General features: G+C 36.7%; 13 protein-coding genes. 10 read left to right on the top strand and 3 right to left on the bottom strand.

The window, feature by feature from the left end; translation table 11 throughout:
- Positions 1-130: 130 nt before the first annotated feature.
- From L2586_RS22175 to L2586_RS22170, 3 genes are all read left to right on the top strand, one after another.
- A complete protein-coding gene (locus tag L2586_RS22175; RefSeq protein ID WP_235295157.1) occupies positions 131-1,561 on the top strand; it encodes a hypothetical protein in 1,431 nt (476 codons plus the stop codon).
- A 409-nt stretch (positions 1,562-1,970) separates the two neighbouring features.
- A complete protein-coding gene (locus L2586_RS24890) occupies positions 1,971-2,183 on the top strand; it encodes a glycosyl-4,4'-diaponeurosporenoate acyltransferase CrtO family protein (RefSeq protein ID WP_394804428.1) in 213 nt (70 codons plus the stop codon).
- A 66-nt stretch (positions 2,184-2,249) separates the two neighbouring features.
- Complete coding sequence (locus L2586_RS22170; protein ID WP_235295156.1) at positions 2,250-4,556, top strand: hypothetical protein; 2,307 nt, start codon at positions 2,250-2,252, stop codon at positions 4,554-4,556.
- A gap of 117 nt (positions 4,557-4,673) precedes the next feature.
- Here the strand turns inward: L2586_RS22170 and L2586_RS22165 are convergent, their stop codons facing one another.
- Entirely contained in the window at positions 4,674-5,849 is a 1,176-nt protein-coding gene (locus L2586_RS22165) for a hypothetical protein (protein ID WP_235295155.1), read from the bottom strand.
- A 115-nt stretch (positions 5,850-5,964) separates the two neighbouring features.
- Between L2586_RS22165 and L2586_RS22160 the strand changes: the two genes are divergently transcribed.
- The 7 genes from L2586_RS22160 to L2586_RS22130 all read left to right on the top strand — a co-directional run bounded on the left by L2586_RS22160 (position 5,965) and on the right by L2586_RS22130 (position 15,422).
- Positions 5,965-6,420 (top strand): DUF1801 domain-containing protein, encoded by a 456-nt coding sequence (locus L2586_RS22160; protein WP_235295154.1) that lies wholly within the window; start codon positions 5,965-5,967, stop codon positions 6,418-6,420.
- A gap of 87 nt (positions 6,421-6,507) precedes the next feature.
- Positions 6,508-7,374: a type II CAAX endopeptidase family protein gene (locus tag L2586_RS22155; RefSeq protein ID WP_235295153.1), complete on the top strand. Its 867-nt coding sequence runs from the start codon at positions 6,508-6,510 to the stop codon at positions 7,372-7,374.
- A 275-nt stretch (positions 7,375-7,649) separates the two neighbouring features.
- The gene (locus tag L2586_RS22150) at positions 7,650-10,157 is read left to right on the top strand and encodes an alpha-amylase family glycosyl hydrolase (protein ID WP_235295152.1); all 2,508 of its coding nucleotides are present in this window, start codon (positions 7,650-7,652) and stop codon (positions 10,155-10,157) included.
- Positions 10,158-10,370: 213 nt separating this feature from the next.
- Positions 10,371-11,684: an L-fucose:H+ symporter permease gene (fucP, locus tag L2586_RS22145; RefSeq protein WP_235295151.1), complete on the top strand. Its 1,314-nt coding sequence runs from the start codon at positions 10,371-10,373 to the stop codon at positions 11,682-11,684.
- 199 nt (positions 11,685-11,883) lie between these two features.
- Positions 11,884-12,537, top strand: a complete 654-nt coding sequence (locus L2586_RS22140) for a hypothetical protein (RefSeq protein WP_235295150.1) — start codon at positions 11,884-11,886, stop codon at positions 12,535-12,537.
- 4 nt (positions 12,538-12,541) lie between these two features.
- Complete coding sequence (locus tag L2586_RS22135) at positions 12,542-12,904, top strand: nuclear transport factor 2 family protein (RefSeq protein ID WP_235295149.1); 363 nt, start codon at positions 12,542-12,544, stop codon at positions 12,902-12,904.
- A 154-nt stretch (positions 12,905-13,058) separates the two neighbouring features.
- Positions 13,059-15,422: a PDZ domain-containing protein gene (locus tag L2586_RS22130; RefSeq protein WP_235295148.1), complete on the top strand. Its 2,364-nt coding sequence runs from the start codon at positions 13,059-13,061 to the stop codon at positions 15,420-15,422.
- A gap of 34 nt (positions 15,423-15,456) precedes the next feature.
- Here the strand turns inward: L2586_RS22130 and L2586_RS22125 are convergent, their stop codons facing one another.
- The gene (locus L2586_RS22125) at positions 15,457-16,146 is read right to left on the bottom strand and encodes a hypothetical protein (protein ID WP_235295147.1); all 690 of its coding nucleotides are present in this window, start codon (positions 16,144-16,146) and stop codon (positions 15,457-15,459) included.
- A 136-nt stretch (positions 16,147-16,282) separates the two neighbouring features.
- Entirely contained in the window at positions 16,283-16,939 is a 657-nt protein-coding gene (locus tag L2586_RS22120) for a LolA family protein (protein WP_235295146.1), read from the bottom strand.
- Between the last annotated feature and the right edge of the window lie 305 nt (positions 16,940-17,244).

The following is a 17,244-nucleotide window of genomic DNA, read 5'->3' as shown; positions in this document are numbered from 1 at the left end:
TAATGAAGAAGTCGCGACTTTCTTCTCAGATGAATTCTAGTTAAATTTTGGTGTGAACAAAACAACTCTAAGTGAAATGAGGTATTATTACTGAGGCTTTTATATTTTTAGGTCAATTTAATATTAAACTATGATTCGATTAATTTGTGCGCTTTCTTTAAGCTTAATAATATTCTCTTGTACACCGAAAGTGGCAAAGGTAGTAGAAGAAGCACCAGTGGAACAGAAGCCAGTGTATGAAGGAAATTGTCCAAGTTTTGCAGATATAACACCCGCAGAGAAAGATGAAGCAGAGACTGCATATGTATTATACAAGGATTTTTTGAGGACGAAGAACTACGACGAATCTTATAAGTACTGGCAGACAGCAATGAGGTTAGCGCCGAGATCTAATGGCCGTATTCAATATCAATTCGATGATGGACTTAAGATTTTTAAGCATTATCATGATACAGCTACAGATAGTGTGGTAAAGAAAGAATGGGCGGACAAGGCCATGGCACTTTATGACCAGCGTGTAGAGTGTTTTGGAGATGAATATTACTTGGCAGGAAGACAAGCCTTCGATATGTTTTATAATTATCGAGCATTTAATGATGATCAAGAAATTTATGAGCTATTCAAAAAAGCCATTGATGGCCAAGGAGATAGCACTGGATATTTCGTCGTTAATCCATTTACGAAATTACTGGTAGAGAATATTTTCAATGAAAAAATCACCATGGATGAAGGAAAGAAATATGCTAATAAGATTCTAGATATCATTGAATATGGAAATGCGAATTGTGAAAAAGATAAAATCTGTGATGCTTGGAAAATCATTAATGATTATTCACCAGCTCGATTGGAAGCATTAGAGGGATATAAAGGTTTCTATGATTGTGAATACTATACTAATAAATATTACCAAGAGTTTCTAGATAGTCCAGAAGATTGTGAAACGATCGTCGGGGTGTATGTGAAGCTTAAGTATGGTGGATGTTCGGAAAGTAGTGAAGCATTCCAAGCGGTAAGTGCAGCACGCCAAGCTTTGTGCATGAAACAACAAGAAGCTGTAGCGGCAGGACCACTAAGAAAAGCTTATGATGCTTATAATGAAGGTGATTTTAAAGCAGCCGTAGATTTATTTAAAGAATATGTAGATGGATCAGATGATCCAGAGAAGAGAGCAAAGTATAATCTATTAATTTCGAAACTTTACTATCGTGATTTAAAGAATTTTTCACAGGCAAGAAAATATGCATTGGCAGCAGCAGCTGATAAACCGAACTGGGGAGAACCATATGTTTTAATTGGTAAATTGTATGCGAGCAGTGGGCCACTTTGTGGTCCTGGAACTGGATTCGATAGCCAGATAGTAACATGGCCAGCTATTGATAAATGGCAATATGCGAAGAAAATAGATCCGACCGTTGCGGATGAAGCAAATAAGTTAATCAGAACTTATACTCAATATATGCCAAAGAAGGAGGATATTTTCTCGAGAAGCATAAAAGCTGGAAGTTCGTATAAAATTGGATGTTGGATTCAAGAAAGTACAATAGTTAGGACTGCCAACTAAGAACTAAATATTAAGTATTGTAACTTCATTATTTTTTAGGTCAATGTAGACGCCATCTCCGTTTCAGATATATAAATGAGCAAAATTAACCATTGCTTACCTAGTCTTCTCATTCTTACACTAAAGGACCCCGCATTGAATTTTAAATTAAAAAGTATGTTGCTAATCTTATTCTATGTAGAGAATAAAAGATACTTGACCGAGGCCTATTCTTAGCGAAGTCATCCCTATTTTGATCTGTGATTTCTAATTAAAATTCGGAATTAAATATTGACAAAGACCCCCATTCTGAAAAGCCAAGGAAATATTTCTTAAACTTACAGCATGATTAAAAAAGTCCTTCTCTCTTTAGCTTCGACCTTTTTGATATGGCAATCATACGGTCTTCTTATAAGTTTAGGACATATGGATGTGCAGTCCTGGGGAATTTGGACATTTAATTCCTTTCCTTTTAATTTGCCTTATCAGCATTTACTTATTAGTAATCGGTCTCATTAAATTAGCCGTCTTTACGCTTTTGATTAATATTGTAGGTAATCTTTATCCAATTATTCTCCAACGTCACCATCGAATGAGGATAGAAAAAATTAGAAAACGCCAGAAAAACAAAACTTTAGTTTAATGATATTTTCTATAATTTAAAAGATTGATTTTAGAAAAAGAAACTTAATATAGAAAACACGTTACCATGAAAAATAAAACACCATTGAATATAAAGGTGAGAAGTCAGTTTCTGCTGCTTTTCTTGCCATTTTTGATTTGCAATTGCTCGAATGAAAAGGGAATCAGTTTCAGTACAGATTACTTTAAAATCGAAATCAATGATGATGGCTTTATTACAAGTATGAAAAATATTTCCAAGGAGCTAAATAGAGAATTTAGTCCATTGGAAAAACCTTCACCATTAATGCAGCTTTATGATGGAAAAGAAAAAATTTACCACCAGCCCATTAGTGCCGACTTCAGTAAATTTAATAAAACGCTTACACTTGCCTATTCGAATGGTTCAGTAGCTGAGATTAACGTTTCTCCTGAAGAAAAATATTTCAAGTTTACCCTCAAGTCTCTCTCACCTCGAAATGGTATAGATGGCATACAATGGGGCCCATATCACACGAATATCACTAATTTATTCGGTGAAATAATTGGAGTTGCACGAGATACAAGTGAGGCTGTTAATTACAGCATCGGAATGTTAGCCCTCGATGATAATACCTTGGGCGGGACTTCAGAAACAATAGCAGATGCAGCTCCTTTTCAGTACGTCATACATTCTCCTGATTCAGAACTTTATCCGCTTCCAGATTCCTTACACGAAGGACAGGTTTTTACGCTGGGCGGAAATGGAATTAGCGATGTTGCCTTTTATGCACATAAAGAACCGTATTATAGAATTGTGTATGGTAATTCAGCGATCGTCGATGAGCAAGGAAGGATATCGATTAACTATCATTCTAGAGATAGAACTTTCGAAAGGGAAGTTTACTATTCCTTAATACCTAACATGGCTGCGAATACGCCGAATCACTTGGAAGTTCAACCATTACCTGGCATCGATTATATCGGATCTTCAATTGCTTTGTATGGAAGCCCAGATAGCACAGTTTTGATGGATGTGATTCATGACATTGTAAAGGCGGAAGACTTGCCTTATCCTACGATTAATGGAAAATGGGTAAAAGATCCGACTGCATTTGTTCCAGATGCTTTTACAAGTGGCAATCTGAATGACAGCATCATCTCATATACATCTAGGTTAGGTTTTAAAACGATTAGTTTATATGATCAAGGTTTTTTAAGACCAGATCGAGGTAATCAAGGCTATATCGATGGAAAGGATTTTGAGAATAAACCAATTAAGTTGACAGCTGGAAATAAATCACATAAGGAGTTTTCGGAGTTGGCCGCTGCCCATGGAATTAGTATAGGAAGAACGCCGATTACGAATGCGCTAGCGCCCGGAACCAAAGATGCAAGTCCAGTTCCTAGTGACAGTTTGTGTTATCAGCAAAAACGTATATTGACGAAGGATATGAGCACGACGGATACCTTGATTTTCGTGGATGATCCTACACACTTGGAAGAGATCGCGAGTTGGGAAGGGCACGCGGAGAATTTGAACATGATTAAAATCGGTAAAGAATTGATCTTCTACCTTGGTGTCTCAACAGAGGAACCGTATAGACTTTTAAATGTGAAGCGAGGATACTGGGGGACGACTCCTACGACTCACAAGGAAAATGATACCATCTATAAGTTACAAGTAACATTGAATTATGGGTACGATGGCCTAATTCCTAATATGGAACTGCAAGATAAAATCGCTGAGTATTATGCTGATGTTTGTTATCTGAATGGGTTAGGATACTATGATTTCGACGGGCAGGAATTTCTGTTTAACAACGGACATGGTTACTACTCTACGAAACGGTTTTTCCGCAAAATGTTTGAAAGAGCCGACGAATTAGGCTTGCCATCTATTCGATTTACTGGTGCAACCTTGTCAGAAGGTTCTTGGCACTACCAAAGTATCTGGAATGTCGGAGGTGGAAAAAACTTATATGATGCAGATACCAGAGAGTGGGGAAGTGCTACTAGTCAGGGTAAAGATTTACGTGATGTTACTTATGCTAATTTCTTTCCCGTGGGAATGGGAAGTAATTTCCCAATTAATTCGGATGCGACGGTGGAACAATATGAGCATATTCAGGCAATATCAGTTGGTATGGGAACAACTTACAGTCTGATTCTAAATCAAAAAGAAGTAGAAAGTTGCCCTCAGAAAGACGCGATCTTCGAAGTAATAAGAACATGGGAAGATGCTCGAGCTGCGGATGCATTTCCAAGGAATTTGAAAAGACGATTGGCCGATCCTTCTTTTACATGGAGATTGAAAGCTGGGAAAAGTAAAGATACTTGGGTACTCACTGAACTAAAAGATGGACAAATGGTGGAGGAAATTAACTTGTACAGGGGGAGTATTGAAATAAAATAAAAAGAATTATTTGAATCGCCATAGATTAAAGGCAGATGAGGAATAAGCTATGCGTTTATTTCTTATCTGCCTCTTTTGTTTCTATGAGCTATTGAGAAGAATTAACTAGCCCAATACTTAAGGGCAAGGTCTTGCTTCCGTAGTTAGAACTCCCATTTCGTTAATGTAGAGTAAATAACAATTTCCATCTCGACCTTTCATTAATATGCCTTCTGCATCTTCGGTATATAATACTCCTAGATCTACGATGACTTTATTTAATGGAGTATCGCATAAATCACCCACGCCATCGTTATCGTAATCTGCTTGATCTGGATTATATGTGTTGACACAATTATCAATGGAATCATCGACATTGTCATTATCTACATCACTTGTACTTGTTGGAGTTCCGAAGACCCTATTATTTCCATTGGCATCATTAAATGCAATAAAGTAGTCCCAGAATTCATCTATGATTGCTGAATAATTAGCGGAAATAAGCGGATGGATGCTGCTAGGGACGGTATAGGTATTAGGTGCTTTTTCACCAAATATACCCATGTAAGTAGCTAAGCCTGCTAGAAAATAGATGCTTTCTCGCCCGTGTGGAGCATTGTCTTCGTATAGCAAGTTAACTGTAATAGTGTCGTAAGGCGCAGAATTCATCAACTCTGCGATGACTGGTCCTACAGGGATCATTTTTACTTGGTCTGCAGGGTGTGAAGTAATAACGAGATCATGAAGATCTATCCACCAATCATGGAAGTCACCTAGCAGATAGGTGTTATATGCTGTGTATTCTGCAGCAGTGGGTTCGAAAGGTGTTTCAGCTGTAAAGGGAGCCATATCTGGCCAATTTTCATAGATGAAAATATCATCGCCTGGCTGGTAATTATGAATGGAATCAATTAGTCTTTCTGATGCTGTTAATACTGATGAAGGTAAGGTGTAGTAAACTTCATCTGGTGGTAGATCTTGGACATAATTAAAAACGGTGAACATGAAATTATTCAAATTTGCTGCTGCGAATGTTTCAGAAGAACTATCCCAAGAACTAGGAATGCCAGGACTGCCCCAATTCGATTGTGGATTAAAATTAGCAAAGTCCCAAATGGAACCAAATTGACCAGTTGACTCGTAGGTGTGACCTGCTTCTGTAGCAAACTGATGGATCCAGTAAGCTATTTTTGTTTGTTGAGTAGGAGATGAGTGGTCCATTAAGCTATGTCCTAGCATATGCGACTCAACGGTAGTTTGGGCGTAAGAATTAATAAAAAACAAAAAGATAGCAAAAGAGAATTGGAATTTCATTTCAGTAACTTTTGACGTTGAATGATTCATAACTACATTAAAAATCTAAAATATAAATAAAAATCCGTGCTGCAATGATTACCTTATTGTTCTGTCTTACTCTTTAACTCGAAAAATGAAAGCAAATCCGCAATTAAAAACATTTCTTAAGCCTTACAACAAGAAGATTCAGAACTTGACCTTAGCGTTAAGAGATTTTATGACAGAATTAATTCCGGAAGCAAATGAACTCATATGGGATAACTATAATGCGGTAGCTATAGCGTATGCTAAGTCTGAGAAATTAAAAGATGCTTTTTGTCATATTGCTGTTTATTCTAAGCATGTGAATTTTGGATTTAATCGGGGTGCTGAATTGAAGAATCCACCATTAAAATTAGAAGGAAAAGGTAAGTTGATCAGGCATATTAAAATAACAGACTTGGAAACATTTCCTAAAAGTGCATTGGAAAAGATGATATTAGAAGCGGTGGCAATTTCTGATAGCCGAAATGAACATCTTATTGCAGAACAAGGGAAACCAAAAAGTTTAGTCATGTCTATATCTCCAAAGAAAATTAGACCTCAATGAGATTTGAATTAAAATAAAAAGCAGCTTTCTGAATTGGAAAGACAAGTTAAAATTGATCCCAGTAAATAAGATATTCCAGAAAAATACATGAATAAAATCCTCAAAAAAGTACTTTACTTCCCCATCACCAAGATTGTTCTAGGAATCGGAATTTGCTTAGCGGTATTAATTGGTATTCAAGATTTCATATCAAAACCAATACTTCAGAGTCTAATCTCTTCTAAGCCTATATCAGATACAATTGTCAACTATTTCTCTGTCGTTGTCTTATTAACAAGCTACTATTTCTTATTTAAATTTTATGAGAAAAGAAAGATTACGGAGTTATCAAGAAAGAACCTCATCCTAGAATTGTTTGGAGGTTTTCTCTTAGGTTTTTCCATCTTATCCCTAGTTATCCTGATACTTTATGCGCTGGGCTACTATCAAGTAATCAGTTTTTCGGGGTTCTCCTATTTTCTAGCACCATTTTCATTCTTGGTTATTGCAGCATTAATAGAAGAGATATTTTTCAGAGCAATTCTCTATAGAATTTTAGAAAATTGGATCGGGACATATATCGCATTAGCAATAATCTCTGTATTATTCGAGTTGCCACACATTTTTAATGACAATGTAACCATCCTGTCTGTTCTACTTGGACTACTTTTCGGATTTGCACATGGAATCATGTATACTTATACTGGTCGTGTCTGGCTACCTTTCGCATTTCATTTGGGGTGGAATTTCGCACAGCCTTTTTACGGATCTAACTTGTCAGGATTAGAGGATATTGGCGCAATTCTAAAAGGCAAATTTGAGGGGCCAGAATTAATTACGGGCAGTATTTATGGGATAGAGGATTCCATTTTATCCATATCATTTTTATTCATCTTATGTACGGTCTTTTTGTATTTGTCCATTAAAGCCAATAAAATTAAGCCTTTTCAGAGTAAAAAGTCGTTACTAGAATAGTCGAGCCTCTTTGTAGATATTGCTGAATAATTCAAGTCATTCTATACATCTTAGTGATGTCAATGATAGAAGACTAAGCAGCAGAATAATCTTAACTGTAATGTAATCGCAAGAAATAGAGTATTTTTATTCCTTTAAAAATTGTCATTCATTTAGAATAGAAGAGTAAAAATTGACAATAATCATTATAAAATTTAGTCAGACGCATGTGTATTCCAATGTTCAGTAAAAGCTCTGTTTTCCTAGTGACGCTACTTTTCTTTACTTTAACTTCATTGGCTCAATCAGTCGCAGTAACCTTCCAGGTGGATATGAGCAAGGAAAGCATATCTAATGATGGCATTCACATAGCTGGCAGTTTTCAGTCGGTTGCTGGATTTGGTGATAATTGGAATCCAAGCACAACAAGGCTCGATGATACGGATGGTGACAAGGTCTATTCTTTAACGCTAGAAATGCCTTCTGGTACTTACGAGTACAAGTTTATTAATGGAAAAGAATGGGGGAAAGATGAAAATCCACCAGTTGAGTGTTCCGTAGGGAATACCAATAATAGAGTAATTACAGTAGGAGATAAGGACCTTGTAATTCCGTCGGTACCATTTAATGGCTGTGTAGGGATGATTAAATTGGCAGTTAATATGAATGGTGAAACCGTCTCTCCTGAAGGTGTTCACGTAATGGGAAATTTTCAGAAAGCAGCTGGCTATGAAACAGACTGGGACGCATCAAGCACAAAACTCGTGGATGTGAATGGTGATAATACTTACGAGGTCAACTTAATGCTGCCAGCAGGTAACTATGAATATCTATTTGTCAATGGAAATGAGTCATTAGATACGGAATCCTTGCCGCTTGATTGCTCAATAGAAGGTGAAAATGGGACGAACAACAGAACTTTAACAGTCGAATTAGGTTCTGCGAATCCACCAATTTATTGTTTTAATAGTTGTGATGAATGCAATCCCAATCTGAATACAGATTATGATACACATTGGTGGAACGATGCAGTCTTTTATGAATTATTTGTTCGTAGTTTTTATGATAGTGATGGAGATGGAATCGGTGATTTTCGAGGAATAATAGAAAAACTAGACTACTTAAATGACGGAGACCCCAATACTGATAAGGACTTAGGAATTACTGCTATCTGGTTAATGCCCATGATGGAGTCGCCAAGTTATCATGGATATGATGCTACGGATTATTATAAAACAGAACCAGACTATGGGACGATGGAAGATTTTACGGCATTTTTGGAAGAAGCACATAATCGAGGTATAAAAGTGATTATTGACTTGGTTCTGAATCATACTTCTAACCAGCATCCTTGGTTTACGCAATCAAAAACTAATTCGAATGGTTTCCGAGACTGGTACATTTGGTCAGAAGATAATCCCAATTTTTCAGGACCTTGGGGTCAAGGTGTATGGCATGGTAGCGGATCTGATTATTACTATGGACTATTCTGGAGCGGTATGCCAGATCTGAATTACAATCATCCAGACGTCAAGGAGGAGATGTTTAATGTGGCCAACTTTTGGTTGGATAAAGGCGTAGATGGTTTTCGGCTGGATGCAATTAAATACTTGATAGAAGATGGGACGGTTTTAGAGAATACATCAGGCACATTTTCATTACTAGAAGAATTTGATGAAGTGTACAAGTCTAATAATGCAGATGCTTTTAGCATCGGCGAGGTTTGGTCGAATACCGCTTCCATCATTCCATATGTACAAAATGAACGATTAGATGTTTGTTTTGAATTTGATTTAGCGGGTCATATTTTGAATGCGGTTATTAATGAAAATTCAGTTAGTGTTCGACAACAAATGCTGAACGTTAATGCCTCGTATCCTTCTTTGCAATATGGTACTTTTCTTTCCAACCATGATATGGACAGAGTCTATGACATATTGGGTTCGAGTGTTAGTAAACTAAAATTGGCGGCGTCTATATACCTGACTCTGCCTGGTATTCCTTTTTTGTATTACGGAGAGGAAGTTAATATGAGTGGAACAGGTGCCCATGAGAATATTCGTCGACCTATGCAATGGTCTGATGCTGCTAATGCTGGATTTTCCACATCCACTCCATGGAATAATGCAGGATCTAATTATGTGACGAATAACGTAGTGGTCATGGAGAATAATCCTAATTCTCTTCTGAACCATTACAAGAGATTAATCCGTATTAGGAATGAGCAAAAGGCATTAAGAAGAGGATATTATTTAGATGTTGAAAGCTCTGAAGCAAATGTGTATAGTTTTGCACGAATCTATGAAAATGAAGGAATTGTGGTGGTTTCAAATTTGGCAACACAACTATCGAATGCATCATTGTCACTAAAGGCTTCCACCTTATTACCTGGGAATTATAAGGTTACTGATCTATATAATGATGAGGAAATGGGAATGATTTCTATAAATGAAAAAGGAGGCTTTGAAAACTGGGAGTCAACAACAGAAATGAGTGCGCAATCTACTCGTGTGCTTTTAATTTCGGATGTCAATTCTGTAAGTACGAATAATATAAGTAAAGCTTTTTTTGATTTTAAACTGTCTCCTAATCCTACAATCGATGAAGTCAATATCTCGTGGGAATCTGCTCCAGAACCTCGAGCAAACGTGAAAGTTATATCAACAAATGGTGCCATAATTTATCAAGAAACATCAAGTGATAATGCTATGACCATTCAGACAAAGGGTTGGTCATCAGGCATTTACTTTGTACAAATAACGGTCGATGGAAAAATAGGATCTCAGCGTCTTGTGATATTGTAACAACAAGCTAGGTTAACCTAATTAGCTAGTTTTCAATTGTTAATTTATCTGTTGCTGTGTGAAAAATTATCAGCGAATTGCACTTGAATTCCTTATGAATACTATTAATCTTACCATTTTCAATTTATTTCTATATTTTAGTTGGTGATAAACTAAGCAATTGGTTAATATCACATAACAAACCTTTTTTATTTATACAAAACTTTAAACCAAATGAGCAAAAGTATTAAGATCCCCGTAGTGTCCAGAGAGGTACTCATTCCATTTATCCTTGTAACTTCTTTATTCGCACTTTGGGGTTTCGCTAATGCTGTAACAGATCCGATGGTTCAGGCATTCAAGAAAGTACTAGAACTTTCTAATTCTGAAGCGGCCTGGGTACAAATGGCTTTCTATGGAGGCTATTTCTGTATGGCATTACCGGCTGCCTTGTTCATGCGGAAGTATTCGTATAAAGTGGGAATCTTAATTGGACTGGCCTTATACGCGACGGGTGCACTGCTCTTTTATCCAGCGGCTCAGTCTGAGAGTTTTGTATTCTTCTGTCTAGGTCTGTATGTCCTCACTTTTGGTTTGGCATTCTTAGAAACCTCGGCGAATCCATATATTCTTGCTATGGGGGCGAAAGAAACCTCGACTCAGCGATTGAACCTAGCACAGTCATTCAATCCAGTCGGCCTTATGGCGGGCTTGTTTGTCGCACAACAATTTGTTTTAAAGAACTTGCAATCAGATGATATAGAGGATTTTAGTGCATTAGATGAGGCGTCGAAAATACTGATTAAGACATCAGATTTAATGGTCATCAGAAATCCTTACGTTATCTTAGGATTGGTGTTGATCGGTATTTTTGTACTATTCGTTGTCAGTAAAATGCCTCAGTCTAAGGAAGAAGGCGGTATGCCGAGTATTGGTGAAACCTTTGCAACATTAAGTAAAAACTCAAAATATGTACTAGGTGTTCTTGCCCAGATTCTATACGTAGGCGCACAGATTATGTGTTGGACATACATCTATCAATATGCAGAAGCAATAGGTATGGATAGTGTAACTGCTGGATATTATCAGATGGCTGCATTCGTATTGTTCACCGTAGGACGTGCAATTGGAACCTATTTACTTCGATTTTTAAGTCCAGGAAAACTACTAATGTACTTTGCATTACTTGCAGGTCTTTTTGTTGCAGGGACGATATTTATCCAAGGCATGACTGGACTTTATTGTCTAGTGGGTATTTCATTCTTCATGTCACTTATGTTCCCGACGATATATGGAATAGCGTTAGGTGATTTGACAGAAGAGCAATCTAAAGTAGGTTCAGCGGGATTAGTGATGGCGATCGTAGGTGGTGCTTTGATGCCTAAACTCCAAGGGATAATCATTGATGCTGGTGGAAATGGAGTAGCAGACACAACGATTATGGGTGTTACAGAGGTCAATTTTTCTTTCATTCTTCCATTAGTTTGTTTCCTTTATATTGCTTGGTACGGTTGGAATGTTTTCAAGAAGCACGAGCCAGCAACTTAATTTTTATTAGGTAAGTAGACGGTTTATTTTTAGGTCAATGTTGTAAGCAAGATTACGATTTTAATGTGCTTAATAGAAGTTTAGGCATTCTATGCCGAAAATAGGATGTAGCAGGATTTTTATAAGTTTTAAAAATAGATTATCTTGATAACTACAGCTTGTTAATCTTTTCAAATATTCAATATTTAAATTCTATCTTATGATCAGAGCATTGTTTTTATTCATGACCATTACCTTCTTGTTTTCATGCGAATCTTCGGTTCAAAATAAAACAGAAAAGGCTACTGAGGAAGTGACAGTTATAAATCCGAATTTACAAGAGATTAGTACAGATGAAGCTTTAATTGCAACTGCAGTAATGGCTGCACCTGCAGAGCATCGAGCTGAATGCACGGTTATAGGTTATAATATGGCTGGCGAGTTTGTTACCATGAAAGAAGGGAGTAATGAATTAATATGTCTTGCAGATGATCCTAAGAAGAAAGGATTCAGTGCAGCATGCTATCACCAGAGTCTTGAACCATTTATGGCAAGAGGTAGAGCGCTTAAGGCAGAAGGAAAATCAGCAACTGAAATATTCGATATTCGGGAAGAAGAAGTTAAATCAGGTAAATTATCGATGGGAGAAACTGGCTCAACCTTACATATTTATTATGGAGGAGAAACAATGTATGATCCAGAAACATCCATCGTAGATGGTGCAAAATACCGATATGTAGTCTACATGCCTTGGGCAACAGCTGCTTCTACAGGTTTGCCAGAAAGACCTATAGCTGCGAATCACCCTTGGATCATGAACCCTGGAACTCACAGAGCACACATCATGATTTCACCTGTTGCAGATGTAAATTAGAATGATGACTCATAAAGAAATTGCAAAATTATTCCTTGAGTTAGCTGGAAGTGGTAAGGTCGAAGAAGCATTTTCTAAATTTGTTGCATCAGATTTTATTCATCATAACCAATATTTCAAAGGAGATCGTGCTGCTTTAGAACAAGCAATGTCCGATGCTCATGAAAAGAGTCCAAATAAAGCAATTGTCATTAAATATTGCTACAAAGACGGTGATACCATTATTACCCATTCACTTGTTGAAAAAGAAGAGATGAACATTGCAGTTGTTCACATTTTTCGCTTCGTTGAAGATAAAATTGTTGAATTGTGGGATTTAGGTCAAGTTATTGAAAAGCATTCACCGAATGAAAATGGCTTGTTTTAGAGTATGAAAAATGGAAGTCCAAATAGTACGCTGAATTAGGAAGTTTTATTTCTCCATAGCTATGTCCCGCTTAACAATGAAAAGCATAAAATTCTTATATCTTTAAATCTGAATTTGATTTATTCTGAAAATTTAAGAACAAAAACATACCTGAATGCTTAAAATGATCATCTATCCTATACTGATCTTATTATCTGCCTTAATAAATAGTTTCACTAACCTAAACACCGATATCTATGTCAGTCCGTATGGGAATGATAGTCATATTGGTACTGTAGGTGCTCCTGTGAAAACCATTAAGAAAGCATTTGAATTAGTTGCTGGCTTTAGAGTTCATTCAGATCAAAATGTAACCGTCCACCTTCAAGAAGGAAGCTACCATTTAATGGAGCCATTGCAGATCACTCATGAACTTGGAAATCTTTCACTTGTGGGAGCAGGAGCGGATAAGGTCATTGTGAAAGGATCAAAAGTTCTGGATATCAATTGGAAAGTTTATAAAAATAATATCTGGGTTGCCGAGGTGTCTGAAGATCTTGATTTTAATCAATTATTTATCGATGGAAGCCAACAGGTTTTAGCAAGATATCCGAATTATAATGAGAATGGAGGCTATTGGCAAGGTTATGCGAAAGATGCAATAGATAAACAGCGTGTGGCAACTTGGAAGAATCCAGTAGGTGGATTTGTCCATGCAATGCATAATGGTCGATGGGGCGGATTTCATTTTGAAATAACTGGCGTTGATAGTGAAGGTGAGGTTGTTTTAAAAGGTGGTCATCAGAATAATAGACCATCTAAGATGCATCCAGAAATAAGAATGGTTGAAAATATTTTCGAGGAATTAGATGCAGAAAAGGAATGGTTTTATGATAAGTCTGAGAAGAAATTATACTTGATGGCTGAGCAAGGAGTTAACTTAAATAATGCAGTCGTAGAAGTATCTGTTTTGAAGCATCTTGTTAATCTTAGTGGTTCGCAGGATTCACCAGTCGAAAATGTGCACATCGAAGGTATCCGATTTGAACAGACGATGAGAACATTCATGGAGGATTACGACCAATTGTTACGTAGCGATTGGACAATCTATAGAGGAGGAGCAATAACAATGGATGGCGCAATGCATTGTTCAGTGGTAAACTGTGAGTTTACTAATTTAGGAGGGAACGTTATTTATGTCAATGGATACAATAGAGATGTGAAAATCAAAGGTAATCACATTTATAACTGTGGTGCTTCCGCTGTAAGTTTTGTAGGTGATACTTCCGCTGTTCGTTCTCCATCTTTCCAGTATGGAGAATTCGTACCTTTTGATCAAATGGACAAAGAAAGAGGTCCAGCGAATGATTTATATCCTTCAGATTGCACAGTCAGCGATAACCTGATTTATAGAATCGGACGTGTAGAGAAACAAGTTGCTGGTGTACAGATTTCTATGGCAATGAATATTCATGTGGATCATAATACGATCTATGATGTCCCTAGAGCCGGGATTAATGTTAGTGAGGGAACTTGGGGTGGACATTTGATAGAAAATAATGATGTTTTTAATACAGTTTTAGAAACCAGCGATCACGGTGCTTTTAATTCTTGGGGAAGAGATCGATTTTGGTATCCTAACAGAAGTATTACGGATAGTCTAGTACATGCGAATCCAGAAATGCCTTACTGGGATGCAGTGGAGACTACTATTATTCGGAACAACAGATTTCGTTGTGACCATGGTTGGGACATTGACCTAGATGACGGCTCTACTAATTATCATATCTATAATAATCTTTGCTTAAATGGGGGCATCAAACTTCGAGAAGGTTATTACAGAGTGGTAGAAAATAATATCATGGTCAATAATGGATTCCATCCACATGTTTGGTTTGATAATAGTGAGGATGTTTTCAAGCACAATATCATGATGACAAAGCACTTCGATATTAGACTGAAAGGCTGGGGCAAGGAAGTAGACTACAATTTATTTCCTGACGATGCCGCATTGCAGTTAGCCCAAAAGAATAAAACAGATCAGAATAGTGTAGCAGGAGATCCTATGTTTAAGCATCCGGCATCAGGCGATTTCTCTGTAGAATCTACATCTAAAGCGCTTGATATTGGTTTTAAGAATTTTAGAATGGATAATTTTGGAGTGCAAAAAGAAAGCTTAAAAGCCATTGCTAAACATCCAGATATTCCCAAACTAGTAAATAAATCTAGTGATGAAGAATCGAGTAATCTAGTGGAATGGCTTGGAGGAAGCCTTAAGAATGTCGAATCTTTAGCAGAACAGTCGGCATCAGGCTTGCCTAATATGGAAGGTGTAATTGTCTTAAGTGTACAGTATAGAAGTAAGTTAGGATCTTCAGGAATTCAGGCTGGTGATGCTATTGTTGGGCTAGGGGAGGAGCGAATCAGAAACATATCAGAGTTGATCAAACAGTATGACAAGAATCTTTCTGGTGATTCTATGACGCTGGATATTTTTAGACACCAGAAAAGAATGACACTCAAGTTAAAGAACAAATAAACATTGATCCTTAGCATTAGGAGAAGGAGGTCGCTTATTCTGAAACTTCGTAAATTTTTAATTTGTTGAAATATCCATCTTTAACTTTTAACATTGGGATGGTTGGTTTTCCTTTGTCATCTACTAAGACCATAGACAAAGTAAATCTTCCAGAGATTTCTCCTGTTTCTTTATTGAATTCATTGATCTTAAAAGTAGAACCTGAACAGTCCACTTTTCCGATCTGTGCAGCGGAAGCAAGGTCAGAAGAAATGGTGGAGTGAGGATCCATTATAACAGGCAATACAGAACCATCAGCTGGCTCAGCAATTTTACCTGACAGTAAAAAGTCGAAAATGTCTAAGGATACATAATTGTAAGTTCTCTCTTCGATATTCCCGAAAATCGTGAAGCCAACAAAGCTGGTATCACTACCCGTAATCTGAGAGGCTCCTATTGAGTAGGTAGTATCTCCTTCAGCAATTCGCATAACACCGTAACCGAAACCTTCATAGAATGCTTCTTCATCAAACTCCATTTCCGTGGGAGTGTCCCATTCTATATCGATGCTTTTCGGAAGAGAGTCATGCGTAATTTCAAAGTACTCTAATAGTTCTGGTTGCCATACTAAAGTGGATTTGAATAAAGATGGGCTAACCTCTTCTGCTAGAATAGGATCATCTTTCTCACACGACGAAATCAATAGGACAAATAGCGCCATTAGCAATATCTTGTCTGATTTCATATAGTTTGATTTTGTTTGGTTATATATATAAGACTCGGATTATCAGGTCTTCCTCTATTCATTAACCAAAAAAAACATTTTTAACATAAAAAAAAGGCGATGAGACTCCTCCCATCGCCTTTACTTCTAACCAAACTCAATCTATTCTTAAGTCTTCCACATGTACTCCTGGATATTTCGATTTGTTGAATACGAAAGTCTCGTCAGGATATGTTTTATTTGAAATGATCTCTTTTATTTTCATTGTATATTTAGATGCATCCTTTGCAAATACGGTCATCTGTTTCACTTCGTTTTTGCCTTTTACCACTTCTAATCTCATTTTAGAATACGGTGAAGAACTATCTAATGGTTTGAATTCTATACTTTGAACTCCACTAGCTTCTCCAGTAATGGCATAAGCATATTCTCCTGTTTTATACATATTAAGCAATGAGCTAGGGTCCATAAAACCTCCAGCTGCTGCAGATTCTGCATTAGACCATTGTACCTCATTATTGTTTTTCATATGTAACCAAAGTGAGGTTCCATCCGAATATACAGATTGCATATCCATATTTACATAGTACTTATCACCTTGTTGGATAATTTTACCTGTTTGAATCTCAGCTTCCATTCCTGGGAATGAAATTTCTAATTCGAAATCCATCTCTACACTTGAATAGGATTCTAAAGTCTTAGAAATCTTATCAAGTATAACTTTGGCTTGAGGATCTTTAATGTCTACGCTGCTTTGCGAATTCATGTTGAATCCTAATAATACGAATAGTACTGATGCTATATAATACTTCATTGTTGTTTCTGTTTGTTATAATTAAGACGAAAGTTAAGTCTAATTAGTTTTAATTTACATTTTAATGTTTTGTTAAATCGGAGCGAACAAGTCCTCTATTGTTATTGAATTCTGAATAACTGTACCTGAATATGCGTTAGATTTAACACCATAGGTGGTATTTATTGCCAATAATACTGCTTTTTTCAATGGATTTCTTTTTGAAAGTAAGCAATTTTTATTTCTGAGCTAATCTGGGAGTATTAACCTAATTTTGGTCTCTCAAAAGGTAGCCTCTTGGAAAGATGTTTTAAACATTATAAAAC

Source organism: Portibacter lacus, assembly GCF_021533215.1.
Taxonomy (GTDB): domain Bacteria; phylum Bacteroidota; class Bacteroidia; order Chitinophagales; family Saprospiraceae; genus Portibacter; species Portibacter lacus.
The sequence above is the reverse complement of the archived record's forward strand: the minus strand, read 5'-3'. Positions and strand labels throughout refer to the sequence as shown.

Coding starts and splice junctions, on each gene's coding strand:
- L2586_RS22175 (WP_235295157.1), top strand. CDS start 131: ATGATTCGATTAATTTGTGCGCTTTCTTTAAGCTTAATAATATTCTCT.
- L2586_RS22140 (WP_235295150.1), top strand. CDS start 11,884: ATGATCAGAGCATTGTTTTTATTCATGACCATTACCTTCTTGTTTTCA.
- fucP (WP_235295151.1), top strand. CDS start 10,371: ATGAGCAAAAGTATTAAGATCCCCGTAGTGTCCAGAGAGGTACTCATT.
- L2586_RS24890 (WP_394804428.1), top strand. CDS start 1,971: ATGTGCAGTCCTGGGGAATTTGGACATTTAATTCCTTTCCTTTTAATT.
- L2586_RS22165 (WP_235295155.1), bottom strand. CDS start 5,849: ATGAAATTCCAATTCTCTTTTGCTATCTTTTTGTTTTTTATTAATTCT.
- L2586_RS22120 (WP_235295146.1), bottom strand. CDS start 16,939: ATGAAGTATTATATAGCATCAGTACTATTCGTATTATTAGGATTCAAC.
- L2586_RS22125 (WP_235295147.1), bottom strand. CDS start 16,146: ATGAAATCAGACAAGATATTGCTAATGGCGCTATTTGTCCTATTGATT.
- L2586_RS22135 (WP_235295149.1), top strand. CDS start 12,542: ATGACTCATAAAGAAATTGCAAAATTATTCCTTGAGTTAGCTGGAAGT.
- L2586_RS22130 (WP_235295148.1), top strand. CDS start 13,059: ATGCTTAAAATGATCATCTATCCTATACTGATCTTATTATCTGCCTTA.
- L2586_RS22170 (WP_235295156.1), top strand. CDS start 2,250: ATGAAAAATAAAACACCATTGAATATAAAGGTGAGAAGTCAGTTTCTG.
- L2586_RS22160 (WP_235295154.1), top strand. CDS start 5,965: ATGAAAGCAAATCCGCAATTAAAAACATTTCTTAAGCCTTACAACAAG.
- L2586_RS22155 (WP_235295153.1), top strand. CDS start 6,508: ATGAATAAAATCCTCAAAAAAGTACTTTACTTCCCCATCACCAAGATT.